This is a genomic window from Actinoplanes sp. NPDC023936, assembly GCF_040639325.1.
GTDB lineage: Bacteria > Actinomycetota > Actinomycetes > Mycobacteriales > Micromonosporaceae > Actinoplanes.
Window position 1 is genome coordinate 174,563 of the sequence record NZ_JBEZZR010000008.1, and the last position, 25,488, is coordinate 200,050.

Below are 25,488 nucleotides of genomic sequence, written 5' to 3' on the forward strand. Positions count from 1 at the left end.
TTGTCACACGGCCTGCGCGATGTCGGTCGAGAAGCTCAGATCGCGGCCGTTCTCGATGTCGGCGCTCAGGGCCTCGACGCGGGCCTTGGCGAGCCCGTAGGAGTCGGAGCCGAGCAGCTGGTGCAGCGGGGCCTTCCCACCGGTGGCCACGCTGATGATCGCCGCCGCGGCTTTGCCGGGATCGCCGAGCTGGGTGCCGGGCATCTTCAGGTGGGCGTCGGTCATCTCCCGGATCGCCTCGTATCCGCCGATCGGCTTCGACGGCAGACCGAGCGAGGTGGTGCGCAGGAAGTCGGTACGGGTGTAGCCCGGCTCGACGAGGTGGACGTCGATACCGAAGCCGGACACCTCGGCGGCCAGTGATTCGGTGAGGCCTTCCAGGGCGTACTTGCCGGCGCAGTAGAGACCCCAGCCGGGGAAGGCGGTCAGGCCGAGGATCGAGGAGATGTTGATGATGTGCCCGCTCCGGCGTTCGCGCATCCCCGGCAGCACCGCACGCAGCACGTTCCAGACGCCGAAGATCTGAACGTCGAACATCTGCCGGGCCTCGGCGTCGGTGACCTCCTCCACGGCGCCGAGGAAGCCGTACCCGGCGTTGTTGACGACGACGTCGATCGTGCCGAACCGCCGGGCGGCCGCCTCGACCGCCGCCGCGACGGCGGCCTCGTCGGCCAGGTCGACCTCCGCCGTCAGCAGCCGGGACCGGTCGACGTTGCCATGCCCACCCAGGCTCTTCTCCCGGGCCCGGGCAGCGCGCGATGATCTGTCGCATGGCGGTGAACCTGGACCTGGGCGAGTTCCTGCGCACCTGCCGGGCGAGCACGACGCCGGAGGCCGCCGGGGTCGAGCCGGCGGACGCGGCGGCCGGGCGACGCGTCCGCGGGCTGCGGCGCGAGGAGGTGGCGCAGCTCGCCGGAGTGAGCGTCGACTACTACACCCGGCTCGAGCAGGGCCGCCACAGCACCCCGTCGGACGCGGTCGTCGACGCGCTGGCCCGGGTGTTCGGTCTGGACCAGGCAGGCCGCGCGCACTTGGCCGATCTGGCCAGCCCCGCCCGGCGGCGCACCAGGCAGAAGCCGCCGCAGCGGGTGCGCCCGGCCATGCGGCAGATGATCGCCTCGATGACCGAGCACCCGGCGCTGATCCTGGGCCGGCGCACCGACGTACTCGCCGCCAACACGCTGGCCTGCGCCCTGCTCACCGACTGGGCGCGGCTACCGGCCCGCGAGCGCAACTACACCCGGTGGATCTTTCTCGACCCGGACGCGCGCGCCGCGTTCCTCGACTGGCCGTCCGTTGCCGCCGACGTCGTGGGCACCCTGCGTCTGTACGCCGGCCGCAATCCCGACGACACCCGGCTCAGCGAACTGGTCGGCGAACTCACGATCAAAAGCCCGGATTTCCGTACGTGGTGGAACAGTCACAAGGTTCACGAGCGCACCCACGGCACCAAGCGCATGACGCACCCCGCCGTCGGGCCGATCACGCTGCGGTACGAGGCGCTGACCCTGCCCGGCGACGAGGACCAGACGCTGTTCCTCTACACCGCCGACCCCGGCAGCCCGTCCCAGAACAACCTGCGCCTGCTCGGCCTCTGGGCCGGCGGCGACCGTGGTCGCGCGGGCGCCTCGGCAGGGTGACCGGATCAACCCCGGTGTCACCGACATCTGGCCGATGGGGTTCAGCACCGCAGATCTCGTCGCTGATAGCCGACGACTGCCAGGACCGTCGTGGCCGCAGCGATGCCGATCATGGTCGTCGTCGCCAGCCAGTCCGCGGACTGCAGCGGTACCGGCGCGAGGTGCGCGAACGGCGAGACTTCGCGGACCCAGGTGGGCGCGTCGATGCTTTCCGCCATTACGAGGAGAAGGAAGCCACCGGTGGCGGGTAACGCACCCAGCAGCGCGGCCAGGCGTGGCGCCCAGCCGGCGGCAAGGGCGGCCGCGGCAAGACTGAGCAGCACGATAGGCAACGTGTTCCAAGCTCCTTGAAGCGCTGCCAGCACGTCGAGCCCGCCACCGGCAGCGGCGATCCCGGTCCACATCGCCAGCCCCGCGAGCGTGACCAGTGCGACGGCCCCACCCGTCGTCGCCAGCAGTTCGGCGCCGAACAACCGCCGGCGGCTGATCGGCTGGGCCGACAACAGGGTCAGTGCCGCTCGGTTTCGGCAGCGAGGAACGCCGCCATCCGGATCGCGGCGAAGCCGCCGACGGGAAGCGCGAGGAGAGCGAAGAGCGTGGCGGTGAAGCCTTCGACAGCGCTGAGGTCAGCGAACCCGGCTTCGGCCGCTTCGCCGGCCAGGACCGGGTTGTCGGCCAGGAAGCCGGTGACCGTTACCGTTGTCGCGCCGATCAGCAGGAAGTAGGCGCCGATCCCGAGGGCCCAGCCGGTCAACGGTCGCAGCAGGCGCCGTACGGCGAACGCCTCGACACCGCCGAGGAGTCGCAGTCGTGGACGTCGGCTCGGACTACCGGTGATCAGCCCGCCGCGGACGTCGCGGCGCCCCGCGGCCAGGAACGCGGTGGCACCGGTCAGCACGGCCGCGGCGAGCAGGACGAGCAGGGGCAGGACCCGGTCCTGGTGGTACGGGCCGCTGAGCGCGAGCAGCCCGAACGGAGACAGCCAGCGCAACCAGCCGAGTTCGGTGATCCCGTCGCCGATCATGCGCATCAGCAGCCCGACACCGAGAACCGCCACGGCGGCTCCGGTCGCCGGCGACCGTGCGGGGAACACCTGGGCGGCCAGTGCCGCGATCATGGTGAAGAAGAGGCCGAGCAGTCCGATGCCGGCACCGTGGATCAGCGCACCCGCCGGCGGTGTGCCCGCGAGCAGCAGGACCGCGGCGACCGCGATGCCGGCGGTGAGCGCCGCTGTCACGACGACGATGACATGCCGGGTCACCGCCGTGCGCAGGGCGACCCGGCCGGCCAGCAGGACGTCCCAGCGGCCGGCGTCCTCCTCGCCGCGGGTGATGCGGGTGGTGGCCACGACCGCCCAGGCGCCGAGCAGGACGGCGATGACGGTGCCGACCCGCCAGACGGTGAATCCGCCGGCGGTGCCGAGGGCGACGGGTTCGCCGAACAGGGTGCGGATGGCGGGGTTTCCGGCCAGCGCCTGCAGGCCGCCGGCGGCGCCCGGGTCTGCCATCACGCCGGCGTAGGTGCCGGCGACCAGGGCTGTCATACCGGCGATGAGGGCGACGACGACGAGCCCGCCGCGCCGAACCTGCCGCACCGCCAACCGGGTGACGGCCCGTCCCTGGCCTTGGGGCATCGCCGGGTGCGCGGTCGCGGCCGGTGTCGTGGTGGTCATCGGACGGCCTCGGTGCCGTAGTAGTCGAGGAAGATCTCCTCCAGGCTGGGTTCGCGAACCGCGAGGGCGGTGATGTCGGCGTTCGCGAGTGCCCTGAGCGCCGGCGCGGGCGGTCCGGTGAGCGTGAACCGCAGCCGTCCCGCACCTGCCGCCTGCACCTCGCCGACCCCGCGGATCGTGTCCAGGCGCGGTGGCGCGCCGGTGTAGGTCAGGGTGACCTCGGAGCGGTGCAGGCCGCGGAGCTCGCCGATCGGGGCGATCTGGATGAGTCGGCCGGCACGCAGGATGGCGACGCGGTCACAGATCGCTTCGACTTCGGCCAGCTGGTGGGAGCTGAGGAAGACCGTCTGCCCGCGGTCGCGAGCTTCGGTGACGGCGGTGCGGAACTCGCGTTCCATCAGCGGATCGAGGCCGCTGGTCGGCTCGTCCAGCACCAGCAGCGGCGCCCGGGTGGCGAACGCCGCGATCAACGCCACTTTCTGCCGGTTGCCGGTTGAGTAGGTCCGAGCCGGTTTGGACGGGTCGAGCTGGAACCGCTCGAGGAGCTCGTCGCGGTAGGCCAGGTCGGCGCCGGGGCCGGTGGCGGCCTGCAGGTGCAGGATCTCGGTGCCGGTGAGCTGCGGCCACAACGCGACATCCGCCGGGACGTAGGCCAGCAGCCGGTGCGCGCGGGCGACCTCAGCCGCGTTGACGCCGAACACCCGGGCGGAACCGGCGGTGGGGCGGGCGAGGCCGAGCAGCAGGCGGATGGTGGTGGACTTGCCGGCCCCGTTCGGGCCGAGGAACCCGAACACCTCTCCGGCGGACACGTCGAGGGTGAGGTCGTCGAGGGCGGTGAGGCGCCCGTACCGTTTGGTCAGGCCGGCGGTGCGCAGCGCAAGATCGCTGGTCATGGGAAGTCCTTCGCGGTCGCGTGGATATGACCGCCGACCAGACTTCCCGGCACACCTGCCTTCACCGTACGCCTGCGCATACCCGGCGGGAAGGCCTCGCGCCGGTCAGCGCCGCACGGTGTCGTCGTCCCAGAAGTCAGGGATGCCGTCGGCGTCGGTGTCGCGTTCCTCCGCCGCGCACAGCTGCCGGTAGTGGCGGTTGCGGGCCCGCAGCACCACCGTGGCGAGAAGAGCGGAGATCAGGGAGCCGGCCAGGATCCCGATCCGGGCATGCTCGTCCTTTTCACTGCCCACACCGAAGGCCAGTTCGCCGATCAGCAGCGAGACGGTGAAGCCGATCCCGGCCAGCAGGCTCAAGCCCACGACGTCCCACCAGCTCACGCCGTCGCCCAGAGTGGCCCGGGTGAACCGCTGCACCAGCCACGTCGACCCGAGCACGCCGACACATTTGCCCAGCACGAGGCCGGCGACGATGCCGATCGTGACCGGGTCACGCAGTGTCTCCCCGAGGCCACCCGCGCCGGCGACTGACACCCCGGCGGCGAAGAACGCGAACACCGGCACCGCGAACCCGGACGACAGCGGCCGCCATCGGTGCTCGAAATGCTCTGCCAGCCCCGGACCGTCGGCACCACCACGGCGGAGCACCGGAACCATGAACCCGAGCAGCACACCGGCCACCGTGGCATGGATGCCTGAGGCGTGCACCAGAGCCCAGGTGGCCGCGGCCAGCGGCAACAGCAGCCACCACGAGCGGACCCGTCGCTGCACCAGCACGGCGAACAACCCCAGCGGCAGCAGAGCCGCAGCCAGCGGCAGAAGGTGCAGGGAGCTGGTGTAGAACACCGCGATGATCAGGATCGCCAGCAGGTCGTCGACCACCGCCAGGGTCAGCAGGAACGTGCGCAACGCCGCCGGCAGATGCGTGGAGATCACCGCCAGGACGGCGAGGGCGAACGCGATGTCGGTGGCGGTCGGCACCGCCCAGCCGGACAGCGCCCCACCCGCCGTACCGGCGTTGATCGCGGTGTAGATCAGCGCGGGGGCCGTCATCCCACCCACCGCGGCGGCGACCGGCATCACCGCGCGCCGCGGATCGCGCAGATCTCCGGCGACGAACTCACGTTTCAGCTCCAGGCCGGCGACGAAGAAGAAGATCGCGAGCAGCCCGTCCGCCGCCCACTGCGCCAGCGTCAGATCCAGATGTAGCGCGTGCGGACCGACCCTCAACGCGACCAGATCCTGGTAGCCCGCCGACCACGGCGAGTTGGCCCACACCAGCGCCAGGACCGCGGCGCCGAGCAGCAGCGCCCCGCCGACGGTTTCGGTACGCAGGATGTCGCCGATGCGGCTGACCTCCGGCCAGCTGCCCCGGCCGAACAGGTGGCCGGACTGACGAGGCGGTGTTGCGGTCACGGAACTCCTTCGGCGGGCACGACAATGACGTCGCCGACCAGGCTTCCCGGCACACCTGCTTGGCAATCTACCGGGCCCGGATCATCGCGGCAGCGATACACCTCACGCCGGGACCGCATCCGGTGATGTTCAGGCCCGGGCCAAGTGATTGCACGTGCAGTGCAAATTTATTGTTCCAGCGTCTTGACGGGCACCGTGTCCGCACCCGGATACTCGCGACGGGACACCCACGACCGGAGGAGCAATCGATGGCAGTGAACCCGGACGGCGATTTCCTGGCCGACTTCCTCGCCGAGGCGCCGGACGACCCTGTCGTCATGCTCAATCTGCTCCGGTTCGCCGACGGCGGGCGAGCGCTGTACCGGCGGTACACCCGAGCCTTCGGCGAGAAGATCGCTCCTCGCTACGGTGTCGAAGTGGTCTATGCCGGTGACGGCGGTGACGCTCTCATCGCCGAGGACGGCCAGCAGTGGGACGCCGTCCTGCTCGTCCGGTACCCGTCCCGGCGCGCGTTCCGCGAGATGATCGGCGACCCGGACTATCAGAACATCAGCCATCTGCGGACGAGCGCATTGCGTGAGGCGGTCCTGCAGCCGACTCGCCCTTGGTGACACCTGGTCGCCGCGCCGGACCGATCGTCAGGGTTGACCGTTCCGCAGCAGCGCCTCGATGTGGAGGCGCTCCGGAAGGTCCTGTTCGGTGGCGTACCGCAGAGCAGCCTCCCAGTCAGATCAACCGACTCATCCGGACAAGGGAAGTTCCGTTCCGTCTCCACAAGCCCTCCGAGGTCAGCAAGCCGACGCAGTGTAGGCACGCAGCCAGATCCAGCCGGACCAACATCACAGCGGAACTCGGCAAGCCTCCCGTCGTTACCGCCCCACGAAGCCGGGCTGATCGAGGAGATGACCAGCAACACGCATCACCACCGAGGCCGCGAAGCCGTATGGTTGGATCCCTTGATCAAGCTAACCGCGGCGCGGGAGACGATCCGGTTGAGTTTTGACCTTGCCGTTCTGGCGATCGACGGGTGGACCGACGTTTCCGAGGTCGCCGCGATGGTCGACCGTTGCCAATCGCCCGTCCATGTCGAAGGCGAGCTCGACGAACGAATCGTCGCCTTCTATGAGCGGTTGCGGGCACGGTTCCCGGACTGTCCGCCGTACTCGGACTCCGACGACTGCCCGTGGATGTCGATGCCGCTGGATGTCGGCATCGACCACGTGTCCATGTGCCTGAGCTTCAGCGAACGCAGCGATCCAGCGATCACGCTCATCACGGAGTTGGCGACCGAGTACGGCCTGACCCTCTGGGACCCGCAGGACGGGTCGGCACACAAGCCGGTAACAGCACCTTCCCGCGAGCAGGTCACGGCATGGTGGCGTGATCTCCTCGACGGCCGGTGCAACCGAGAGGATATGTTCGACCGCGCCCGTACCTGGGTCGAAGACTCGCCCGAGGCCATCGACGATCCGATTACCTCGATGGGGCTGCAGCAACTGCACGGCTTCGCCCTGACCGCCGAAGGGCGTGCGGGTCATCTCCACGGCGACCAGGAGATCCGAGCCGCGTTCGAGCAGTGGTTCAACCACGGAACGCGATTCGACGCCGACCCCATCGGCTGGCAACGGGACCGCTACAGCCAAGCTCTCCAGGCAGTCCTGCGCGCCCAAGGCCAGCAGCACGCCCAGGCCCTCGGGAAGCGCCTAGTGGCAGAAGGCTGGTTATCCACGAGGGCGGTTACACAGATCTTGGGCTCGACCACTGAACTCCCGAATCAAGATCCTTCCTAATTCAGAGAAGGCACGGGCACTAGATAGTTGCGACGTAGTCGCGCACCGTCGTGTACGACAACCGACCCGCGTTGTTCTCCCTGACGAGCTGCCCTTTGCCAACGAAGTTTGTCCGCGTCATCGGATCATGTTCCAGGCGAGGTTCTTGCCACCGAAGTCTGTTCGCCAGAGATGGCGGCGCGGCTTGCGCTGCACGCCCGGGCGACTTCAAGTAACGCTGGGTCACCTCCAGGGCGATTGCACAGTCCGACGGCTCGGCTCTGAACTGGGGATCCGTGGAGTGAGTGGCCTGCGTGGAGGCGACGGCATTGGTCACCGACGGTGAAAACAACGGTCTGCTGGCCGCTCTGTCGAAGGTCCCCGACCGTCGTGACCCGCGCGGGATCCGTTACCCATTGTCCGCGGTGCTGACCGTCGCGGTCTGCGCGGTGACGGCCGGTGCGTCCTCGTTCGCTGCGATCACCGATTGGCTTCATGACCTCGACGAACACGCCCGTGTCCGACTCGGCTTCAGCGATGGCGTGCCGGCCGGCACGACGATGTGGCGGCTGTTGATCCGTCTCGATCCGACCCTGCTGGCCACCGTTCTTGCCGGCTGGTTGCACACCCGGGCCCGACAGCCGAGCCCGCCGCCGCGCAGGTATCGCCGGGTGATCGCGGTCGACGGCAAGACTCTGCGCGGCGCCCGCCTGGTCGACGGCCGTCGAGTTCACCTACTGTCCGCCCTGGCACCACCACGGGGATCGTGATTGCCCAGGTCATGGTGGACACGAAGTCGAATGAGATCACGTCGTTCGCGCCGCTGCTCGATGCCGTCGCGCAGGTGCTCGGCACTCACCCGAACCCGCATCGTCGCAGGCCGGACCAGCCGCGAAACGGCCTACCTAACCGTGTCACTGCCCACCGGCCAGGCCCTACCCCGCGACCTGCAGACCTGGATCCGCAGCCACTGGCACATCGAAAACCGCATCCATCACGTCCTCGATGTGACGTTCCGTGAGGACCTGCACCAAGCCCGGACCGGCAACGGACCGCGGTCATCGCGACGCTGCGTAACGCCGCGATCGGGTGGCACCGCACCACGGGCGCAACCAACATCGCCCGCGCCACCCGCCAAGCCAACCGCCGCTCACACGACCTGATCATCGCCGTGACCAGCAGCTACCCGACAACGCAATGACCCTGGGGTCACCCCGCTGAAGTCCGGACATGCCGATGTGAGCGCGTTATTCCCGCGAAGGCTTACGCCGTCGGTGTTTCGGAGATCGCGGCTGGCTCCGGTGTCATTTGTCGGTCCCGCTGCACGGCGGGCCTCTGCCATTCTTCGGATCATTCAATTTCTGGCGCTTATCGCGCGTTGACAGGAGCCCTTCCATGAGTTCGGAAAGCCGGCCGAACATTTTGTGTCGGACATCTTGGACCATCGATGCTGGCACCCGGCGTGAGCGCTTGAGCGCTTTTGCCCGATCCGCGGTCAGCGTCTCCGCCTCGACAGCCGGCGCATCGGCCGCCGACGTTTGATGCGCGGTCGCTGGCACGGTCGCAGACTGCACCTGACCTCCGGAGGGAGCGCCAGCCGCGGACGAAGCCCCAACTACCGACGATGCGCGAGCCACAGACGGTGCCCGAGCCACGGGCCATGCGGGAGCCTCCGACGATGTGCCAGCCACGGACGATGCCTCAACCACGGACGAAGCCTCAACCACGGACGAAGCCGGAGCAAGGGACGAAGCACCGGCTGCGGACGGCGGCGGCTCGCACGGCACCGGGGTGGCCGGCAACGCGGGTGCGCTGATGAACCCCGTACCGCGGCGCGAGAGCACGGATCGAGACGCCTCGCCGGTGGTCCCGGCGGCTCGCCTCGAACACTTTCAGGAGCGAACGGGCCACACCGGCCGCCTTCCGACTCCGACGATCGTCAGGGTTGACCGCGGTCCGGCAGCATGGTCAGGGTCGCCGCCCGCTCCGGAATCTACGCGATTCTGCGTTCGTGAGCCCTCACCGGCCGGCTGCGACGAAGGACATGGTTGACGGGTCAGCGGCGCTGGTGTGGCAGGGTCGTCGCCGTGGAGAAACTGATCGATGTGGGCGACGGATCCCTGTGGGTAGAGGACACCGGCGGCGAACTGCCGCCGGTCGTGCTCCTGCACCCGGGCGTCGGCGACGCGCGGATCTGGGATTCCGTCTGGGAACAGCTCGGCGGGCAATACCGGCTGATCCGCTACGACGTACGGGGTTTCGGCCGCTCCGCGCCACCGACCGGGCGGTTCTCCCGGCTGGACGACGTACGCCGGGTGCTCGACCGGCTCGACGTCGGGCCGGCGTTGTTCGCCGGTTGCAGCATGGGTGGCGGCACCGCGCTCGACCTCGCCCTCGCCGAGCCGGATCGGGTCCGCGGATTGGTGCTGGCCTGCCCCGGCATCTCCGGTGCTCCGCCGGCGCACGACCCGGACGACGAGCCGGACAGCGCTGACCCCGAGGTCTTCGTCGAGCAGGGCGTCACCCGGTGGGCGCGGGCCGGGCGCGACCCGCTGGTCGTTGATCTGCTGCGGTCGGCGGTCCGTTTCTGGCTCGGCTGGGGCGATGCGTTCTTCGCCGATGACGGCGACGCCTGGTCCCGGCTGGAGGAGGTCGCCACGCCCAGCGTGCTGCTGCTCGGCGAGCTCGAACGCCCGTCGTTCGTCCCGGCCTGCGTCGAGGCCGCGCGGCGCATTCCCGGCTGCCGCCTGGTGCGTCTGCCCGACGCCGACCATTTCGTGCCGCTGCGCGCGCCCGACGCGGTACGGGAAGCGCTGCTCTCACTGTCGCAGTGAGGTCTCTCAGCCGCGGGCCCCGTGGGCACAGGATGAGCCGACGACCGGGTGGCGGAACTGCTTGATCCCGGTGCTGTGCAGCCGGACGTCGTGGGCGGCCCAGCGGGTCCGGAACTCCTCGCTGCGGGTGCACAGCTCGCCCACCAGGTCGGTCAGGGCCTTGTCGTACGGGTCCCGGCCGGCCTCGGCCCGCAGCATCGCCACGGTCATGGTGGCGATCCGTTCCCAGTCGCGCCAGAAGTCCCGGGCACGAGGGTTGAGGAAAGCGAACCGGGCGTGGTTCACCGGGCGGGTGGCGTCGTCGAACATCGGCGCGTACAGGGCCTGGGTCAGCCGATTGGCGGCGAGGACGTCGCCGCGGCCGTTGTTGACGAACGCCGGAATGTCGGTCATCAGCTCCAGGACGCGCGCCACGCTCGGGCGGACATGCTGCGCGGCGGGCTTGCGGCGGGTCCGGGCGGCCGGGCCGGCGGCGCGGGCCAGAGCGGCCAGGTGCTGCTGCTCGGCCTCGTCGAGATGCAGTGCCCTGGCCAGGGCGTCCAGGACGCTGTCGGAGGCGCCGGCCAGGTTGCCGCGTTCGAGCTGGGCGTAGTACTCGACGCTGACCCCGGCCAGGTCCGCGACCTCACTGCGGCGCAGTCCCGGCACCCGGCGGTTGCGGTTGTAGCTCGTCAGACCGGCCTGCTCGGGGGTGATCTCGCCGGTACGAGTGGTGGGCTGTCAGTACACCTTCCAGCAGCATCTTCTCCGTACCCGGGAGGACGTGAGCGCGGCGGCGCGGCCTGGAGTTCGCCGATTCGGCTGCGTAGGTGGTGCTCTTCGCTCGACGATCACCCCATGTGCGCGGCTGAGGACATGCCGCCGGCGATCGCTGCGATGCTGGCCACTCCAGGACCGGTCCCCGTGGGTGAGGGATGGGCAGCTGAGGTGAAGCACGACGGGATGAGAGCCGCGGTCACCGCCGTCGACGGCCGGTGGCGGGCTCGCAGCCGCACCGGCCGCGACATCTCCAGTGCCTTCCCTGAGCTGTCGGTGATGCCGGAGCTGCTGGGCGGGCGCCGGGTCGCGCTGGATGGCGAACTGGTCGTACTGGACGCTGCGGGGGCCTCCGACTTCTCGCGCCTTCAGGAGCGTATCGGGGTGCGCGAACCCAGCCCTCGGCTCCTGCGCACGGCGCCGGCCACCTTGTACGTTTTCGACCTGCTGGTCATCGGTGAGCGGGAGCTGCTGGCCGCGCCCTACACCGAACGCCGCGAGATGTTGGAGCAGCTGGGGTTGCACGGAGGCTGCGTGGACACGCCGCCGTTCTTCGTCGACGCGGCCGCCGACCTGTACGCCGCGGCCCAGGAGCACGGCTTGGAGGGCATCGTCTGCAAGCGGCTGACCTCCCCGTACACACCGGGCCAACGGAGTAAGACGTGGATCAAGACGGTGATCCCGCACGAGGCCGACGTGGTGGTGTGCGGATGGCTCCCCGGGCGGGGGCGACTGCGCGACACCATCGGCGCCCTGCTGGTCGGCGCCTACGACCGTACCGGGAAGCTGCACCTTGTCGGCCGGGTGGGCAGCGGCCTGTCCGGCGCGGCACGCCGGCAACTACAGCAGCAGCTGGCGCCGTTGCGACGCAGCCGCCCGCCGGCCGGTCATGCCGAGAGCGTGGCCATGGCCGCCGAGGCCCAGGCCAACTGGGTGGACCCGCAGGTCGTCGCACGGATCGCCTACCGGTCGTGGACCAGCGGCACCCAACTGCGGCACCCGGTGTACCGGGGTGTCCTTGACGATCGGGACGCCTCTGCCGCGCAATTGCCCGATTAGTGCCACCCGCCGGCGCACTACCCGTCACCTGTCGATCGAGGCCATGTTGGCATCGTCGTGGCGTGCTCCGGCCGCCGGTCGCAGCGCGTCGAGGCGTTCGAGTTGCGCCGGGGTGAGCTCGATGGCGTCCGCGGCGGTGTTCTCCTCGACCCGGGCCACCCGCCGGGTACCGGGGATGGGAGCGACGTCGCGGCCACGGGTGAGGATCCACGCGAGCGCGGTCTGTGCCGGGGTGGCGCCGATCTCGGCGCCGATGGCGGTGACCTCGTCGACGATGGCGAGATTGCGGACGAAGTTCTCGCCGGTGAACCGAGGGTTGGTCGTACGCCAGTCGTCGTCGGCGAAGTCGTCGACGGTACGGATCTGCCCGGTCAGCAGGCCGTGCCCGAGCGGTGAGTACGGTACGAAGCCGATGCCGAGCTCGCGCAGCAGCGGCAGGATCTCGGCTTCCACGTCGCGGGTCCACAGCGAGTACTCGGTCTGCAGGGCGGTGACCGGCTGCACGCCGTGGGCGCGGCGGATGGTCTCCGGCGACGCCTCGGAGAGGCCGAAGTGCAGCACCTTGCCCTGCGCGATGAGGTCGGCGACCGCGGCGGCTGTCTCCTCGATCGGGGTGTTGCGGTCGACCCGGTGCTGGTAGTACAGGTCGATGTGATCGGTGCCGAGCCGCCTGAGGGATCCCTCGACGGCGGCCTTCACGTTGGCGGCGCTGCTGTCGGTGACGCCGGGGCCACCACCCGCGTGGGACACCAGACCGAACTTCGTGGCGATCTTCACCTGGTCGCGGCGTCCTCTGATCGCCTCGCCGACGATCTCCTCGCTGAGGAACGGGCCGTAGATCTCCGCCGTGTCGATGTGGGTGACCCCGAGGTCCAGCGCGCGGTGGATGGTGCGGATCGACTCGGCGTTGTCGAGGCGGCCCTCGCTGGTGTAGGTACCGGCCATGGTCATGGCTCCGAGGCCGATGCGGGAGACTTCCAGGGCACCGAGGTGTGCGTTCTTCATGTCTGACTCCTGGGTTCAGGACGGTGAGGCGGACTTCCCCACGGGTCACCACGAGCGGCAACGACTTCAGGAAACGCCTGTTCACAGGATCGGAGAAGTTACTGCTGGAGGGTGTGCTGACAGCCCACCATTCACCGGCGCGCGCCTGAGCGTGCGACATCAGCGCCGCGGCGGCGGCCGCCGTTTCGGCACCTGCAGCGGCGTGTACGCCCAGAGCAGCCCGGCGACGAGCACGGCGGCGAACAGGGCGGCGACCGAGAGCAATCCGATCAGCAGGGGGAACCAGAGGGACTCCATTGCCACAGTGTGTGCGCCGCGGTGCTTCCGATGCCGATTCAAGGGCGTCAATAAGATGTGAAAATCACCGCGGGATACGGCGCCACGCTCTCTCGTAGCGGCCGTGTTCACACCGCACCGGCCGGCAGGGCTATATTTGCCGCCTAGCAACGGTCCGGCATCTCGCCAGGCCGAGAGGGAGACAATCATGGCGACTGGCCGGGCACTGACTGTGTTGGTCGTCGACGACGACGACGCCGACACGATGATGATCGAGGAAGCGCTCATGACGGCGCCGATCCCGCCCACGGTGCACCGGGTGGCCGACGGCACGGAAGCGCTCGAGTACCTGCGCCGGAACGGCGGTTTCGCCGACGCGGTGCGACCCGACTTCATCCTGCTGGACTTGAACATGCCCCGGATGAACGGCAACGAGGTCCTGGTCCAGCTCAAGAGCGACGACGATCTGAAGACGATTCCGGTCGTGGTGCTCACCACCTCAAACGCCGGCGCCGACATCGAGTCGAGCTACGCGCACCACGCCAACGCCTACGTCACCAAGCCCATCGACCTGGAGTCGTTCGAGGGCGCCGTCCGGCAGATCAACCGCTTCTACAGCGACGTCGCAACCCTCGCCGTCCGCGAGTAAGGCGGCCCGGCGATCAGGTCGTCCGCGGCCGCCACCTGCGGAACCGGCCCACCGGAAGGTCCTGGGTCGTGATTCTGGCCTTGGCCGTCACCATTCGGAAAGCCGCTGTCACTGGCGATGACGGTATTGGTCTTTGTCGCCGCTCATCGGCGCTTCCGCTACCGTGTGACCCTTGATCAGGAGACGAACCGCGTCGCCGTCGCCGAAGCCGCGGGTCACCGCGGTTCGGCTGATCAGCCGGAACATCTCCGCGTCGACTCTGACTGGGTACGTTGCCGGCGGCGGTGGCTCCGGCACCTCTTCGGAGGCCCTCGCTCTTCCGCGTTCGGTGACGGGCATCGACCTGGCGAGATCACCGAGCGCTTCCGTTCAAGAGCGGCGTAGCCACCAAGGATCACCACTCGGCGTTTGCGGATCGTGATAAGTGCGTCTCAACGATGCGTCATCCAGGCGGTCGACAACGGTTCCGAGCTCTCGCGCGGCGTGGGCGGGCAGCATGGCGACCGCCTCGTCCAGGCGCGTTCGTGCCCAGCCCGCACCGCAGCAAGAACACGTGAACTCCGCTTCCCCCGGCTTGCGCCGACGCTGACTGCCGTGGACGTGCGCGCTCCACACGCTCACCGCGACAGCCACCACACCGGGCAGCCAGAGTCGCCTCTCCAACAAACGGACGGCGGCGTTGGCGGGGCCGGACAATCCAGGAACATGGCGATGCCTGATCCATGGGCTTCCTGCGACGGGCACCCGGCGCCGTAGCGATCCAGGGGGCCTACGAGGCACGGCCCCTTCTACGAAACGTCATGCTGCCGATCCTCCCACGGAAGACGTGGTGCCGGTGGGCCATGGACCCCATCCTTGATCATTCCGCGCCGGCCAACATCCGTCCGCTCATCGGCACGACCGGACACCGCGCCGCAGCTGGGTGACTATCCGGAGCGCCCGGTATGCGGCAAAAGCGGATGAGCGTCGGCCGGGATCAGAAGAGCCACCGGTCGAGCACTCCGGGCCAGAACTGCCGTTCGTGATCACCGTCCGCGACGGCGGCCGGATCGATGACTTCGATCCGGCGGAGCAGATCGGCGAGTACGGCGAATGCCTGTTCCTGCGCCTCGGCACTCTCCTCCCAGCGGTCCAGAGCGGCCGATTCGGCGAAGCAGCTGCCGACCATGTGCAGCGAGCACAACCATTGGCTGATCGAGGAATTCACGAAAGAGCTGTCCCCATGCCCGCCGGCCGGCCACAGCCGGACCTCGCCGGTCTCCGGTACGGCGCCGTATTCCCAGGCAGTCTGTGCGGGCCCATCGTTGGACTCGAAAGCCAGCCTGTACATAGTCGGCGCGGCGCGGAAAGAGACCTCCTCGACGAGGTCCTCGAGCAACGGCACACCGCTGAGAATCAGCGCAGCCTTCTCCGATTGCGGAAGCCGCCATGCCGTCACGTCCGCCTCGGTCGCGCGTCTGACCCGCCCGCGGCCGGCCCAAGACTCGAGCTGTTCCATCGTTGGCGCCATCGGAGTTTGATCAGCAACCACGTCCAGACGATAGTCCGGCGGCTTCACCGTCGTGCGTCACGTGGCGTGCCGGCATCCGGGGTAAAGCCGGCGCTTTCCGGAAAGCCGCGGACGTGGGAGGCCCCGCAGAATGCCGCACACTCCGTAGTGCTCCCCGTGGACAGTCACCCATCGTAAGGCGGGGTGGGTTCGATCTTGCGGGCATCTATGCTCCTCCCTCGTGATCGAAGATTTTCGGTGGCGGCCTGTCGCGCTGCTGGCCGTCGCCGCGCTGCTGGCCGGGGCTACGTTGAGCGCCTGCCGGGACACACCTGCCCCCGCTACCTCCGTGAGTTCGGCGCCGGCACCGGAGGCGACCACCCCGGCCCTGGCCCGCCCCGGTCCGGGGGCGCCCCTCTCCGACGTCCAGGCCTGGGTCGGGCAGGAAGTGCGGGCGGCTTTCAAGGCTCAGACCGAGGGGCTGCTCACCGGCGACTTCGACGCATTCGCCGGCGCGGCACAACCGGGCGACAAGTCGCTGCTGGCCGAGCTGCGACGCCGGTTCCGGACTCTGCGCTCGCTCCAGGTGTCCCGGTTCGAGCAGCGGATCGACGGGCAACCGTACGCGTTGCCGAAGAAGGGAACCTGGCGCGCCGTACACATCGTCGATCACTGCTTTGTGGACAGGGACTGTGCCGCCGACGAGGCCGTCTTCGACAGCTTGTGGGTGGAGACGGCAGCGGGTCTGCGACTGACTGGCTTCCGCCCGCATGATCGCAAGTCGCCGTGCTGGTCCTGCCAGTCGTACGGATCCCGCCCGCTGAGCCGCCCGTGGGAGACCACTGAGCTGGTGGCACAGGTGGGCGCGCGTACGCTCCTCGCCGTCCCGGTCAAGTACCGCAACCGGCTCGCCGACCTGTCCCGCCGAGCGGAGAAGGCCGCCGCGGTCGCGGACCGCTACAGCATCGGAGACGGTACGGTCGGACGGTACCTGATCTTCGTCGCCGACGACGCGTCCTGGCAGCGCTGGTACGACGGTCGTCCCGGCCGATGGGTCGCCGGCCGAGCCTTCCCCACCGGTCCGGCGCGGATCGAGGTCGAGGTGCTCGCGTCGGAGCTGACCCCGGGGTTCGCCGACGAGCTGCTCACCCACGAGCTGGCACATGTCTCCACGTTGCGCGGCGACTCCTACTACGGCCGCGACGACGTCTGGTTCCTCGTCGAGGGAATGGCCGATTACGTCCAGCGGCAACGACCGGGCGTCGACGGGTACCGCAAGCGTTACGCGCTGGCTGACCTGCTGCGTCAGCGGCCGCTCCGCTCGGTCTCGATCAAACCGCCGGCCGACGATGCCGACCTGCTCGACGCCGACGGCCGATACGCCGTCGGCTTCTACGCCGTCAGCTTCCTGTTCAAGAACTACGGCAAGGCGAAGACACTGCAGTTCTTCCTGGGTGCGGTGCAGTACGGCATCGGGCTGGACGGGGCGTCACAATCGGCGTTCGGCAAGCCGTGGGCCACGGTGGACAAGGAGAGCGCGGCGTACGTTCGAGCCCTCTGATCAAGGGGCAGGCGGCGGTGGATCGGCTGGTCGAACTCCGGGCTGGCCTGGCGCAACCGGCGCACCAGGCCGGTGACCGCCGGGTCGTCGCCGCGGCGGGCGGCGGCCGCCCGCAGGTCACCGACGTGCAGCCGGCTGTAGTACTCCCGGTCCTCCGGGTGGTAGACGGTCCGGTGCTCGGCGTCGGTGAACCACCGCCAGACGATGTTGCGGCTCTGCGGCTGCGTGGGGCAGACCCCACCGAACAGGGCCTGTGCCAGCGCATTCTGCACCAGCAGGTCCCCCATGTCGTTGAGGATCTGCGCCGGTGTGTCGACCAGGCGGTCGAGCAGGAACAGCAGCCCCGGGCGTACGTGGTCCCCGGCCTGCCGCCCAGCCGGTGGCCGGTGACCGGCCAACAGGTACAGGTGATCACGCTCGTCGTCGTTGAGTCGCAGCGCCCGGGCCAGCGACGCGAGCAACTGGGTGGACGGCTGCGGGCTGCGAGCCTGCTCGAGCCGCATGTAGTAGTCGGCGGACATCCCGGTGAGCTGGGCGACCTCCTCCCGGCGCAGGCCGGGGGTGCGGCGCCGGTTGTCAGCGACCAGACCCACGTCCGAGGGCTGGAGACGCTCCCGGCAGCGGCGCAGAAAATCGGCGAGCTCGCGGCGATCCATGACAGTCATGATGCCGGTTGCCGGTCAGGCATAGCCAAGGATCACCAGTCCTAGGTAGGACGATCCGATTCTCGGCACGGCTCCGCGATGACAGAGTCCGGTCGTCCGATTCACACACGTCAGAAGGGAACGGACTGGTGTCACGGATCGTCAGCTTCACCCGGTTCGGCGGAACCGACGTCCTGGAAGTCATCGAGGCCGAGACCGGCACGCCCGGACCGGGTGAGGTCCTCGTCGAGGTCCGCGCCGCCGGGCTCAACCCGGTCGAGTCCGGTATCCGCGGCGGCTTCCTCCAGCAGGTCTACCCGACCACCTTCCCGGCCCGGCAGGGCAAGGACCTGGCCGGCGTCGTCACCGCGGTCGGGCCCGACGTCACCGGCTTCGCCGCCGGCGACGAGGTCGTCGGCTTCACCACCGCGCCCGGCACGCAGGCCGAGACGGTCGTGGTCCCCGCCACCCACCTGACCGCCCGCCCCGCCGGCGTGCCGTGGGAGGTGGCCGGCGCCCTGTTCACCGCCGGCGCCGCCGCCTGCGCCTCGGTGCGCGCGGTCGCCGTCACCGCCGGCGACACCGTCGTGGTCGCGAACGCGGCAGGCGGCGTCGGCAGCATCGCGGTCCAGCTCGCCCGCCTGGCCGGTGCGACAGTGATCGGCCTGGCCGGCCCGGTCCATCACGACTGGCTGCGCGCCCACGACATCGTCCCGGTGGCGTACGGCGAGGGCGCCGAGCAGCGGATCAAGGACGCCTCGGGCGGCACGGTGGACGCGTTCATCGACGCGTTCGGCGCCGCGTACGTCGACCTGGCGATCACGCTCGGGGTGCGCCCGGAGCGGATCAACACGCTGATGAACTTCGCGGCCGCCGGCAGGTACGGCGTCAAGGCCCGGGGCAGCAACGACGCGGCGACCCCCGAGGTGCTCGCCGAGCTCGCCGGGCTGGTCGCCGACGGCCGCCTGGAGGTGCCGGTGGAGGCGACGTACCCGCTGGACCGGGTCGCCGAGGCCTATCAGCACCTCGAACGCCGCCACACGCTCGGCAAGATCGTCGTCATCCCCTGATCCAGCCACCTAGCCCGTACATCAGCCGGGTGCCGTACGAGCCGTTGCCGCCCCGCGGAGCCCGTCACGCCATGTCTCATCCATTGCGGACGATGAATATCGCTGGGTTCCCCGAGATGGTGAAGCACATGGCATCTACCAACCGTCGGACCGGAGCGGTCCCTCTGCTCGGACTACTGGTGATCATCGCGGGCTCGGCTCTCCTGATCGCCGGCGTGGTCACGTACAGCGTGGTCAGCTCGACCCTGGCCGCTCAGAAGATCACGGTCTCGGATGACGCCGCCTACTTCGCGGGGCAGCAGGTTTCCCAGCCCTGGGAGGCGTATGCCGAGGCCATGGTGATCGCCGACCACGCCGCCGACATGGCGGGTGGGAAGACGTATGCGGAGCTGCCCCGCGACGACCCCAACCGGGAGTCCGTGATGACGGCGTCGTTCCTGCAGGCCTCGCTGTTCACTTCGGTCGTTGCCTTCGGCGTCGCGGCGCTGGCCGCCGGCCTCGGCATCGTGTTGCTGCTGATCGGGTTCGCCCTGCGGCGGCTCGCCCGCGCGACCGCGTTGGCCGACGCCCCAAGCCCCGGACCGGCCTGACCGAGCCGGTCAGGGGTTCAGGCCCACGCCTGCATCCGGATGTAGCTAAGCGTTTGGCCTGCCCAGCGCGGCCGCTATCTGCTCGATCGCCTCGGCCTCGGCGGGGCTCACGCTCCGGCCGTCCTCCCGGTGCGCGGCCGCAACCTTGTCGGCGAGGGTGAGCACGAAGCTCCGATACCCCTCGACCTCCTCGGCCGTCGCCTTGCTCTCCAGCAGCGCCACCGCGGTACGCAGGTGCCGAAGGCCGTTGTCCCGCAACTCCTGCGGAGTGCGATACATCGTGTGATCCGCCTTCGGCCGGGCCGCCACGATCTCGTCGAGCAGCTCACTTCGGCCGTGCAGGGAACGCGCCTCGGCGTACGCCTTCGACATCGCGATCGTCTCGCGGAACATCCCGCCGGCTGCCGCCGTCACCACGATCATGCCGGCGCTCGGCGGACCCTCGAGCACTGAGCGCCACTCCTCGTCGGAAAACGCTGCCTTTGTCGTCACCTCAACTCCTCCTCGATTCGCTGGTTCATCAGGGCCTCAAGCACCGCAAGGTCGTCGGGTGCCAGCCAGGTCTCCTCCAGCGGGGCACCACCCGCTTTCTGGATCGCCGCGGTCAGGGGCCCGGCCCAGAGGTGCTCGATCAGGGCGACCGCCGCTACGGACCCGGGCGGCACGGCATCGGCCAGGGACCACACTGAGTCACCGGCGGTGTCTGCGCCGGTCTGCTCCTTGCCTTCCGGCTGCCCGAGGAGCGCGGCTGCCAGTCCGCCGAGTCCGGCGTCGGCGCCGGCCGGCATGGCCAGCGTCTCGACCGCGCCGTCCCCGGCGCGCGCGACGAGGAGCAGGTCGAGCAGGCGGACAATTCCCGCCTGACGGAGCCGGGTGAACTCAGCGAGGATCTCGCCGGAGAACGCCGCATGATCGAAGCCGACAACGAGCACCTGCACCGGCCCCATCAGCGGTTCACCCGCGCCCGCAAGTCCTGATACTCCTCGGCGGTGATCACCCCGGTGTCGAGCAGCTGCTGCAACGCCGGCAGCGGGTCCGCCTCCGGTGCCGCGGCCGGGGCCGCGGCAGGCTGAGGGTGCGGGTGGGACGGATGAGAGGCCGCGTAGGCCTGCGCAGGCGTGAACCGGCCACCGTAGTACGGCACATCGCCGGTCATACCGGAACGCCGCAACTGCTTCGGCACCAACAACATCGGTCCTCCTCTCGACCTACCGCCAGTTTTGCCCACCCGCCGGGAGTAACGCCTCATCCTCAGCGGGGGGTGCATCGCGGGGCGACGGATGGGTTCACCAATTCTTGATAGGCATGCACCCAATCGCTGAGCTGCCCACACTCCAAACAGGCCGCGGCAGCCCACGGGGGTCCGCGCCGCCTACGTCTATTGAACAATCGGCTGCCATTGCCCGGATATTCCAAGGTCCCCACAATCGCCGGAAACGACCGGGACTGTTAGCTCACCACGGCCGTTGTGCCAGCACCACGCCGGCGAGCAGCACGGTGTCGGCCACGCTCAGGCCGGCACCGGTCACACGTACCTCGATGGTCGGGTAACGGGCGGACAGCCGGCCAGGAAGTAGACGCCGCCGGCCGAGGTGGCGCCGCGTGTCATTCCGCCTGGATGAGGTGCGAGCGCCGCGCGCCCTTCATCCTGACTCCTGGAGGCGTCGTCAGGCCGACCGAAGCGACGAAGCACTGAGCTGGAGATTGACATGCCCCGATCGTCGGCTCCCCCGTACCTGGTAGCGGACCGTGCACAATTACTCGGCCCACCGGAAACACACGGTGATCCCATCACCGCCGAAGCCGTCACCGCCGCCCTCACCGACGAGTTGTCCGTCGGGTTCGACCCCGCGTCGGTCGTCCAGGGCGCCGCCCTCGACACCTTCGACCGGCGGCTGGCGGCGGCCGGGCTCTTCCTCTACCACGTGTCCGACCCCGCAGGTCAACGGCTGGTGCTGATCTCGGAGAAGGACGGCGCGCCGTTGACGGTGCCGACAGTGGACGCGCGCTGGCCGGCACTCGTGACCGCCCTGCCCGCGGGTCCGGTCCGGGACGCACTGGCGCCCGTGGCCACGATCCGCGCCCTGATGGTGCTCGACGAGCAGACCCACCGGGTACGCCGGGGCGCGCTGCGCGACGAGGATCAGAAGATCCTGGTCAGGTTCGAGCTGGTGGAGCAGGTTACGGACGCGGCGGCGAGCACGTGGCTGAGCGTCAAACCCCTGCGCGGGTACGGCAACGAGGCGCGCAACGCGGTCCGCCTGCTCACCGCGGCGGGACTGCGGCCGGTCCAGCCCGCCCCGGTCGCCCCGGCCCCGGACGAGACCGGTGTGCGGCCGCTCCGGATCGGCCGGTCCGCGCCCGCGATCACTCTGCTGGTCGCCGAATGGTCCGCGTACCTCGCCGCGATGCGCGCCAACCTTCCGGGGGTGCTCGACGACGTGGACACCGAGTTCCTGCACGACGTGCGGGTCGCGGTCCGGCGGACCCGCTCGACCCTGAAGCTCGGTCGCCCCGCGCTGCCGGAGGGTGTGTCCGAGCGCTGGGAGCCGGCGTTCAAGTGGCTCGGCGACCTGACCACTCCGGTCCGCGACCTCGACGTCTACGAACTGGGCTTGCCCGAGATGGCCGGCTGGCTGGTGGCGGCCGAAGCCGCTGACCTGCGGCCCTTCGCCGACCAGTTACGGCGCCACCGGTCGGCCGCTCGGCGGAGTCTGGTCCGCGGGCTGCGCTCCGCCCGGTTCCGGACCACTCTCGAAGACTGGGCGGACACGCTGGCCGGCCTGTCCGGTCCTGCGCTCGCGCACGCGCCCAAGCTCGCCGTCGGCACGCTGGCGAACCGGAGCATCGGGCGGGCCTATCGGCGCGTGGTGCGGGACGGGGCCGCCATCGGACCCGGTTCACCGGCGGAGGCACTGCATTCGCTCCGCAAGCGGTGCAAGGAGCTGCGGTACGCCCTCGAGCTGTTCGCGCCGGTCAGCGACGACACCGCCGGCAAGCGCGTGGTGGCCGACCTCAAGGAACTGCAGAACGTCCTCGGCCGGTTCCAAGACTCCGACGTGCAGCAGCAGACGCTCTACGGTTTCGCCGAACAGATGCGGGCGGCGCACGCACCCACCCGGGCCCTGCTCGCGATGGGCGAGCTCGTCGCTCATCTGGGCGTGGACCAGCGGCGGGCCCGCGCCGACTTCGACAGGGCGTTCGCCCGGTTCAGCCGACCGGCTGGCCGGGACCGGATACGCCTGGTGAGGGTGGGCCGATGAAAGTCCTCGCGATGTACAACATCAAGGGCGGCGTCGGTAAGACGACCACCGCGGTCAACCTGGCCTACCTGGCGGCGCGCGAGGGGCAGCGTACGCTGCTGTGGGACCTCGATCCCCAGGCCGCGGCCACTTTCCTGTTCCGGGTGCAACCGCGGGTGAAGGGCGGGAGCCGAGCCCTGCTCACCCGTGGGCGCTCGCTGGCGGCGGCGCTGAAGGCAACCGACTTCGAGCGCCTCGACCTGCTTCCCGCCGACTTCAGCTACCGCAACATGGACCTCGAACTCGACGACACCAAGAAGCGGGCACGAAGGCTCGGCCAGCTGATCAGCACCCTCTCCGACGACTACGACATCGTCTTCCTGGACTGCCCGCCCAGCATCTCCCTGGTGTCGGAGAACGTGATGCACGCGTCCGACCTGCTCGTCGTCCCGCTCGTCCCGGCGACCCTCTCGCTGCGCACCCTCGACCAGCTGACCAGCTTCGTCGCGGAGGCGGGCGGCCACCAGCCGCAGGTGAAAGCGTTCTTCTCGATGGCCGACCGCCGCAAGAAGCTGCACCGGGACGTCATCGCCACGCTCTCCCGCGACCATCCCCACGTGGCGCGGACGATCGTGCCGGCCCTCTCGATGATCGAGCAGATGGGCGAGCGGCGTGCCCCCGTGCCGGCCTTCGCACCACGCAGCCGCGCCGCGATCTGCTACGAGCAGCTGTGGGCCGAGGTCCGCCCGTCATAGATCCGTCGAGTCGTGGACACGGTCGGCGACATCACGGGCGCCGCAGGGCCAGCGTGGCGTGGACCTGGGCGAGTTGCGTGGTGGCGGTGAGCATCGCGAGGTCAGCTCCGGGAACGTACGGCTCCTCCGAGTGGTCGTCTTCGTTGATGTTGGTGTGGTAGTCGACCAGACAGATCTGATAGAGGCGTTCGGCCTCGGCGATCAGTTCGGCGGCGCGGGCGGCGTGCTCGTCAGCAGTCACGTCGATCATGGTGCCATCCCGGCCCGGCGCGACACCCCTACCCGCGGAACTCGCCGGCGTGATCGCGAACCCAGGTTTCGTACGACCTCGCCGGATGCCCCGTGACGGCCTCGACGTCCGTGGTGACGCGCTCCGGTTCGTCGACGAGCCCGGCCCAGTACGCGAGCGACTGCTCGGCGAACGTCGCGCCCATCAACCCGCTCCACTGCTCGCGGGCCTGCTCCAGCGGCTGGGCCTGCGCCCGCAGCCGCCGGCCCAGCACCTCACCGATGACGCGGACCTGATCCTGGCAGCTCAGCGACTCCGGGCCGGTGGCCACGTAGGCGCGGCCGGCATGCCGCCGGTCCAGCAGCGCCCGCACCGCGACATCGGCCAGATCACGCTCGTGGACCAGCGACCGGCCGGCACCCGGATAGGGCATGCGCACCACGTCGCCGGCGCGGACCTGCTCCGCCCACTCCAGGGTGTTGGCGGCGAACCCGCCGCTGCGCACGAACGTGGCGGTTCCCGGCGAACGCTCGATGATGCTCTCGACGTCCGACCACACGCCCGGCATCGGGCCGTGCTCGTCGCGTTGCAACCGCGCCGCCGACAGGTGGACCAGATGCGCGACCTGCCCGGTCAGCGCCTCGATCACCGGTTCCGCTCCGGCGGCCGAGAAACCCGGCCACAACAGGAACGCGGCATCGGCGCCGGCGGCGGCTTTCGCCACCGTGGCGGGCTCGTGCAGATCACCCTGGGCGACCTCGGCCTGCGGAGGGAGATTCGACGCCTGCGGCGAGCGGACCAGGGTACGGACGTGAGCTCCGCCGCTCAGCAGACCGTCCACGACGAGGCGGCCGACGCGGCCGGTCGCGCCGGTGACGAGGACGATGGGTCGGGATGCCATCGGTGGCACTCCTTTCGTTGAGGGACGGACCGAGCCTCGTACCTCAACGGAACTTGAAGTCAAGCGTGTCTGCGCCGGAAAGTTTCCGCGTGGTTGAAAGTTGCCATGACGGAAAACATCTGGAATAGTTTCCGCTATGGAAAACAACCCGCACGTTCCGGACCCCGCCGAGGCCCGCGAGGCGCTGGCGACCATCGACACCGCCCAGCGTGCCGTGCGGGACACCCCGTGGCCCACGTGGATCTACCCGGTCAACGCGCTCCTGCTGGGAGCCATGACGCTGACCTTCGCGTTCGGCGACGACGGCTTCGCCCCCCTCCTCGCCGCCAGCGCGGTGCTCCTCGCGATCAACATGCTGGCCGGGTACCGGATGGGTACGCCGTACACGCTGCCCACCAGCCGCGCCTTCCTCGCCCTGGTCGGCGCCGCGATCGCGTGCCTGCTCGCCGCGTTCATCGTCGCCGAGCTCACCACGCGGTCCTGGCCGATCGTCGTCCTCGCCATCGCGGCGGCCGCCTTCTACCTGGCAGGCGGCGTCGTGCACCGGCGCTCGACCGGGGCGCCCCGGTGACCGCGGAACTCGACCCGATCATCCACCCGACGCACCGGCTGCGCATCTGCGCGATGCTCGTCGCCGGCAGCACCCTGGAACTGTCGGTCATCAAGGAACACCTGGATCTGAGCCCGTCGGCACTGAGCAAACAGGTCGCCGCCCTCGTCGACGCGGGGTACGTGAAGCAGGAGCGTCTCGGCTCGGACACCCGGCGAGTGTGGCTGTCGATGACGCGCAAGGGGCTCAAGGCGTACCAGGGGCACGTCGCCGCGCTCCGCCAGATCGTCGACGCGGCGACGGTTCCCCCGATGTCCGGCTAGCGCTCGGCGCGGCCGGCCTTCCCCGCGCCGCCCGGGACTCCGCCACGGACCGGCGGCCCGGCCGGGCTCCGCAGATAACCGCCGGTCGCGAGGGCGCTCGCGTGCCTGTCGTAGTCGGCCGGGTCGGCGGGCATGGCGGCCGGGTCGGCGGGCATGGCGGCCGGC

The 25,488-nt window shown here is 69.8% G+C and carries 30 protein-coding genes; 13 read left to right on the plus strand and 17 right to left on the minus strand.

The window, feature by feature from the left end; all coding sequences use genetic code 11:
• Positions 1 to 3: 3 nt before the first annotated feature.
• On the minus strand, positions 4 to 729 hold the full coding sequence (locus tag AB0F72_RS14125) for an SDR family NAD(P)-dependent oxidoreductase (protein WP_360430349.1): 726 nt from the start codon (positions 727 to 729) through the stop codon (positions 4 to 6).
• Between the two features lie 41 nt (positions 730 to 770).
• Between AB0F72_RS14125 and AB0F72_RS14130 the strand changes: the two genes are divergently transcribed.
• Positions 771 to 1,640 (plus strand): helix-turn-helix transcriptional regulator, encoded by an 870-nt coding sequence (locus tag AB0F72_RS14130; protein ID WP_360430218.1) that lies wholly within the window; start codon positions 771 to 773, stop codon positions 1,638 to 1,640.
• A gap of 41 nt (positions 1,641 to 1,681) precedes the next feature.
• Here the strand turns inward: AB0F72_RS14130 and AB0F72_RS14135 are convergent, their stop codons facing one another.
• The 4 genes from AB0F72_RS14135 to nhaA all read right to left on the minus strand — a co-directional run bounded on the left by AB0F72_RS14135 (position 1,682) and on the right by nhaA (position 5,621).
• Positions 1,682 to 2,143 carry a hypothetical protein gene (locus tag AB0F72_RS14135; RefSeq protein WP_360430220.1) on the minus strand — a complete coding sequence of 154 codons (462 nt, stop codon included), beginning with the start codon at positions 2,141 to 2,143 and terminating at the stop codon, positions 1,682 to 1,684.
• Positions 2,144 to 2,148: 5 nt separating this feature from the next.
• Positions 2,149 to 3,312 carry a hypothetical protein gene (locus tag AB0F72_RS14140; RefSeq protein WP_360430222.1) on the minus strand — a complete coding sequence of 388 codons (1,164 nt, stop codon included), beginning with the start codon at positions 3,310 to 3,312 and terminating at the stop codon, positions 2,149 to 2,151.
• The gene (locus AB0F72_RS14145) at positions 3,309 to 4,205 is read right to left on the minus strand and encodes an ABC transporter ATP-binding protein (protein ID WP_360430224.1); all 897 of its coding nucleotides are present in this window, start codon (positions 4,203 to 4,205) and stop codon (positions 3,309 to 3,311) included. The genes AB0F72_RS14140 and AB0F72_RS14145 overlap by 4 nt, the downstream gene beginning before the upstream one ends.
• 105 nt (positions 4,206 to 4,310) lie before the next feature.
• Positions 4,311 to 5,621 carry a Na+/H+ antiporter NhaA gene (gene nhaA, locus AB0F72_RS14150; protein ID WP_360430226.1) on the minus strand — a complete coding sequence of 437 codons (1,311 nt, stop codon included), beginning with the start codon at positions 5,619 to 5,621 and terminating at the stop codon, positions 4,311 to 4,313.
• Between the two features lie 248 nt (positions 5,622 to 5,869).
• Between nhaA and AB0F72_RS14155 the strand changes: the two genes are divergently transcribed.
• The 4 genes from AB0F72_RS14155 (at position 5,870) to AB0F72_RS14170 (ending at position 10,224) form a co-directional block, all read left to right on the plus strand.
• Positions 5,870 to 6,232 carry a DUF1330 domain-containing protein gene (locus AB0F72_RS14155; RefSeq protein ID WP_360430228.1) on the plus strand — a complete coding sequence of 121 codons (363 nt, stop codon included), beginning with the start codon at positions 5,870 to 5,872 and terminating at the stop codon, positions 6,230 to 6,232.
• A gap of 291 nt (positions 6,233 to 6,523) precedes the next feature.
• Positions 6,524 to 7,411, plus strand: a complete 888-nt coding sequence (locus tag AB0F72_RS14160) for a hypothetical protein (protein ID WP_360430230.1) — start codon at positions 6,524 to 6,526, stop codon at positions 7,409 to 7,411.
• Between the two features lie 293 nt (positions 7,412 to 7,704).
• Positions 7,705 to 8,160 carry a transposase family protein gene (locus AB0F72_RS14165; RefSeq protein WP_360430232.1) on the plus strand — a complete coding sequence of 152 codons (456 nt, stop codon included), beginning with the start codon at positions 7,705 to 7,707 and terminating at the stop codon, positions 8,158 to 8,160.
• Positions 8,161 to 9,477: 1,317 nt separating this feature from the next.
• Positions 9,478 to 10,224: an alpha/beta hydrolase gene (locus AB0F72_RS14170; RefSeq protein ID WP_360430234.1), complete on the plus strand. Its 747-nt coding sequence runs from the start codon at positions 9,478 to 9,480 to the stop codon at positions 10,222 to 10,224.
• A gap of 6 nt (positions 10,225 to 10,230) precedes the next feature.
• Here the strand turns inward: AB0F72_RS14170 and AB0F72_RS14175 are convergent, their stop codons facing one another.
• Positions 10,231 to 10,872 carry a helix-turn-helix domain-containing protein gene (locus tag AB0F72_RS14175; RefSeq protein ID WP_360430236.1) on the minus strand — a complete coding sequence of 214 codons (642 nt, stop codon included), beginning with the start codon at positions 10,870 to 10,872 and terminating at the stop codon, positions 10,231 to 10,233.
• A gap of 228 nt (positions 10,873 to 11,100) precedes the next feature.
• Here AB0F72_RS14175 and ligD point away from each other — a divergent pair, with 228 nt between their 5' ends.
• A complete protein-coding gene (gene ligD / locus AB0F72_RS14180; RefSeq protein WP_360430351.1) occupies positions 11,101 to 12,039 on the plus strand; it encodes a non-homologous end-joining DNA ligase in 939 nt (312 codons plus the stop codon).
• 24 nt (positions 12,040 to 12,063) lie between these two features.
• Here ligD and AB0F72_RS14185 read toward each other — a convergent pair whose 3' ends face one another.
• Positions 12,064 to 13,044, minus strand: coding sequence for an aldo/keto reductase (locus AB0F72_RS14185; protein WP_360430238.1), 981 nt, complete (start codon positions 13,042 to 13,044; stop codon positions 12,064 to 12,066).
• 159 nt (positions 13,045 to 13,203) lie between these two features.
• Complete coding sequence (locus AB0F72_RS14190; RefSeq protein ID WP_360430240.1) at positions 13,204 to 13,341, minus strand: hypothetical protein; 138 nt, start codon at positions 13,339 to 13,341, stop codon at positions 13,204 to 13,206.
• 187 nt (positions 13,342 to 13,528) lie between these two features.
• Between AB0F72_RS14190 and AB0F72_RS14195 the strand changes: the two genes are divergently transcribed.
• Positions 13,529 to 13,969: a response regulator gene (locus AB0F72_RS14195; protein WP_360430242.1), complete on the plus strand. Its 441-nt coding sequence runs from the start codon at positions 13,529 to 13,531 to the stop codon at positions 13,967 to 13,969.
• Positions 13,970 to 14,077: 108 nt separating this feature from the next.
• Here AB0F72_RS14195 and AB0F72_RS14200 read toward each other — a convergent pair whose 3' ends face one another.
• From AB0F72_RS14200 to AB0F72_RS14210, 3 genes are all read right to left on the minus strand, one after another.
• Positions 14,078 to 14,215, minus strand: coding sequence for a hypothetical protein (locus AB0F72_RS14200; RefSeq protein ID WP_360430244.1), 138 nt, complete (start codon positions 14,213 to 14,215; stop codon positions 14,078 to 14,080).
• 730 nt (positions 14,216 to 14,945) lie between these two features.
• On the minus strand, positions 14,946 to 15,467 hold the full coding sequence (locus AB0F72_RS14205) for an SUKH-4 family immunity protein (RefSeq protein WP_360430246.1): 522 nt from the start codon (positions 15,465 to 15,467) through the stop codon (positions 14,946 to 14,948).
• A 1,410-nt stretch (positions 15,468 to 16,877) separates the two neighbouring features.
• Positions 16,878 to 17,675, minus strand: a complete 798-nt coding sequence (locus AB0F72_RS14210) for a helix-turn-helix transcriptional regulator (RefSeq protein WP_360430248.1) — start codon at positions 17,673 to 17,675, stop codon at positions 16,878 to 16,880.
• Between the two features lie 137 nt (positions 17,676 to 17,812).
• Between AB0F72_RS14210 and AB0F72_RS14215 the strand changes: the two genes are divergently transcribed.
• Positions 17,813 to 18,733: an NADP-dependent oxidoreductase gene (locus AB0F72_RS14215; protein ID WP_360430250.1), complete on the plus strand. Its 921-nt coding sequence runs from the start codon at positions 17,813 to 17,815 to the stop codon at positions 18,731 to 18,733.
• A 128-nt stretch (positions 18,734 to 18,861) separates the two neighbouring features.
• On the plus strand, positions 18,862 to 19,323 hold the full coding sequence (locus tag AB0F72_RS14220; RefSeq protein ID WP_360430252.1) for an aromatic ring-opening dioxygenase LigA: 462 nt from the start codon (positions 18,862 to 18,864) through the stop codon (positions 19,321 to 19,323).
• A gap of 45 nt (positions 19,324 to 19,368) precedes the next feature.
• On the opposite strand, the gene AB0F72_RS14225 is transcribed toward AB0F72_RS14220, so the two are convergent.
• The 3 genes from AB0F72_RS14225 to AB0F72_RS14235 are packed head-to-tail and all read right to left on the minus strand — an operon-like array spanning position 19,369 to position 20,515.
• Positions 19,369 to 19,815, minus strand: coding sequence for a hypothetical protein (locus tag AB0F72_RS14225; protein WP_360430254.1), 447 nt, complete (start codon positions 19,813 to 19,815; stop codon positions 19,369 to 19,371).
• Positions 19,812 to 20,270: a DUF6325 family protein gene (locus tag AB0F72_RS14230; RefSeq protein WP_360430256.1), complete on the minus strand. Its 459-nt coding sequence runs from the start codon at positions 20,268 to 20,270 to the stop codon at positions 19,812 to 19,814. Before AB0F72_RS14230 ends, AB0F72_RS14225 begins: the two co-directional genes overlap by 4 nt.
• Entirely contained in the window at positions 20,270 to 20,515 is a 246-nt protein-coding gene (locus AB0F72_RS14235) for an SHOCT domain-containing protein (protein WP_360430258.1), read from the minus strand. The genes AB0F72_RS14230 and AB0F72_RS14235 overlap by 1 nt, the downstream gene beginning before the upstream one ends.
• 517 nt (positions 20,516 to 21,032) lie before the next feature.
• Between AB0F72_RS14235 and AB0F72_RS14240 the strand changes: the two genes are divergently transcribed.
• Both AB0F72_RS14240 and AB0F72_RS14245 read left to right on the plus strand, forming a co-directional pair.
• Positions 21,033 to 22,586 carry a CHAD domain-containing protein gene (locus AB0F72_RS14240; protein WP_360430260.1) on the plus strand — a complete coding sequence of 518 codons (1,554 nt, stop codon included), beginning with the start codon at positions 21,033 to 21,035 and terminating at the stop codon, positions 22,584 to 22,586.
• Positions 22,583 to 23,320, plus strand: a complete 738-nt coding sequence (locus AB0F72_RS14245) for an AAA family ATPase (RefSeq protein WP_360430262.1) — start codon at positions 22,583 to 22,585, stop codon at positions 23,318 to 23,320. The genes AB0F72_RS14240 and AB0F72_RS14245 overlap by 4 nt, the downstream gene beginning before the upstream one ends.
• Positions 23,321 to 23,351: 31 nt before the next feature.
• Here the strand turns inward: AB0F72_RS14245 and AB0F72_RS14250 are convergent, their stop codons facing one another.
• A complete protein-coding gene (locus AB0F72_RS14250) occupies positions 23,352 to 23,570 on the minus strand; it encodes a hypothetical protein (protein WP_360430264.1) in 219 nt (72 codons plus the stop codon).
• A 28-nt stretch (positions 23,571 to 23,598) separates the two neighbouring features.
• Positions 23,599 to 24,450 carry an NmrA family NAD(P)-binding protein gene (locus tag AB0F72_RS14255; RefSeq protein WP_360430266.1) on the minus strand — a complete coding sequence of 284 codons (852 nt, stop codon included), beginning with the start codon at positions 24,448 to 24,450 and terminating at the stop codon, positions 23,599 to 23,601.
• 136 nt (positions 24,451 to 24,586) lie between these two features.
• Here AB0F72_RS14255 and AB0F72_RS14260 point away from each other — a divergent pair, with 136 nt between their 5' ends.
• Together AB0F72_RS14260 and AB0F72_RS14265 are read left to right on the plus strand one after the other, a co-directional pair.
• Positions 24,587 to 25,021: a hypothetical protein gene (locus AB0F72_RS14260; RefSeq protein ID WP_360430268.1), complete on the plus strand. Its 435-nt coding sequence runs from the start codon at positions 24,587 to 24,589 to the stop codon at positions 25,019 to 25,021.
• Positions 25,018 to 25,323, plus strand: coding sequence for a transcriptional regulator (locus AB0F72_RS14265; protein WP_360430270.1), 306 nt, complete (start codon positions 25,018 to 25,020; stop codon positions 25,321 to 25,323). The genes AB0F72_RS14260 and AB0F72_RS14265 overlap by 4 nt, the downstream gene beginning before the upstream one ends.
• Here AB0F72_RS14265 and AB0F72_RS14270 read toward each other — a convergent pair.
• Complete coding sequence (locus AB0F72_RS14270; protein ID WP_360430272.1) at positions 25,320 to 25,478, minus strand: hypothetical protein; 159 nt, start codon at positions 25,476 to 25,478, stop codon at positions 25,320 to 25,322. The two genes, AB0F72_RS14265 and AB0F72_RS14270, sit on opposite strands and share 4 nt — an antisense overlap.
• Positions 25,479 to 25,488: the final 10 nt, after the last annotated feature.

Bases quoted from the DNA above. Each gene is read 5' to 3' on its own strand.
- AB0F72_RS14130 (WP_360430218.1), top strand. From the start codon at position 771: ATGGCGGTGAACCTGGACCTGGGCGAGTTCCTGCGCACCTGCCGGGCG.
- AB0F72_RS14140 (WP_360430222.1), bottom strand. From the start codon at position 3,312: ATGACCACCACGACACCGGCCGCGACCGCGCACCCGGCGATGCCCCAA.
- AB0F72_RS14145 (WP_360430224.1), bottom strand. From the start codon at position 4,205: ATGACCAGCGATCTTGCGCTGCGCACCGCCGGCCTGACCAAACGGTAC.
- AB0F72_RS14155 (WP_360430228.1), top strand. From the start codon at position 5,870: ATGGCAGTGAACCCGGACGGCGATTTCCTGGCCGACTTCCTCGCCGAG.
- AB0F72_RS14160 (WP_360430230.1), top strand. From the start codon at position 6,524: ATGACCAGCAACACGCATCACCACCGAGGCCGCGAAGCCGTATGGTTG.
- ligD (WP_360430351.1), top strand. From the start codon at position 11,101: ATGCTGGCCACTCCAGGACCGGTCCCCGTGGGTGAGGGATGGGCAGCT.
- AB0F72_RS14185 (WP_360430238.1), bottom strand. From the start codon at position 13,044: ATGAAGAACGCACACCTCGGTGCCCTGGAAGTCTCCCGCATCGGCCTC.
- AB0F72_RS14190 (WP_360430240.1), bottom strand. From the start codon at position 13,341: ATGGAGTCCCTCTGGTTCCCCCTGCTGATCGGATTGCTCTCGGTCGCC.
- AB0F72_RS14195 (WP_360430242.1), top strand. From the start codon at position 13,529: ATGGCGACTGGCCGGGCACTGACTGTGTTGGTCGTCGACGACGACGAC.
- AB0F72_RS14200 (WP_360430244.1), bottom strand. From the start codon at position 14,215: ATGTTCCGGCTGATCAGCCGAACCGCGGTGACCCGCGGCTTCGGCGAC.
- AB0F72_RS14205 (WP_360430246.1), bottom strand. From the start codon at position 15,467: ATGGAACAGCTCGAGTCTTGGGCCGGCCGCGGGCGGGTCAGACGCGCG.
- AB0F72_RS14210 (WP_360430248.1), bottom strand. From the start codon at position 17,675: ATGGATCGCCGCGAGCTCGCCGATTTTCTGCGCCGCTGCCGGGAGCGT.
- AB0F72_RS14220 (WP_360430252.1), top strand. From the start codon at position 18,862: ATGGCATCTACCAACCGTCGGACCGGAGCGGTCCCTCTGCTCGGACTA.
- AB0F72_RS14230 (WP_360430256.1), bottom strand. From the start codon at position 20,270: ATGGGGCCGGTGCAGGTGCTCGTTGTCGGCTTCGATCATGCGGCGTTC.
- AB0F72_RS14235 (WP_360430258.1), bottom strand. From the start codon at position 20,515: ATGTTGTTGGTGCCGAAGCAGTTGCGGCGTTCCGGTATGACCGGCGAT.
- AB0F72_RS14240 (WP_360430260.1), top strand. From the start codon at position 21,033: ATGCCCCGATCGTCGGCTCCCCCGTACCTGGTAGCGGACCGTGCACAA.
- AB0F72_RS14245 (WP_360430262.1), top strand. From the start codon at position 22,583: ATGAAAGTCCTCGCGATGTACAACATCAAGGGCGGCGTCGGTAAGACG.
- AB0F72_RS14250 (WP_360430264.1), bottom strand. From the start codon at position 23,570: ATGATCGACGTGACTGCTGACGAGCACGCCGCCCGCGCCGCCGAACTG.
- AB0F72_RS14255 (WP_360430266.1), bottom strand. From the start codon at position 24,450: ATGGCATCCCGACCCATCGTCCTCGTCACCGGCGCGACCGGCCGCGTC.
- AB0F72_RS14260 (WP_360430268.1), top strand. From the start codon at position 24,587: ATGGAAAACAACCCGCACGTTCCGGACCCCGCCGAGGCCCGCGAGGCG.
- AB0F72_RS14270 (WP_360430272.1), bottom strand. From the start codon at position 25,478: ATGCCCGCCGACCCGGCCGCCATGCCCGCCGACCCGGCCGACTACGAC.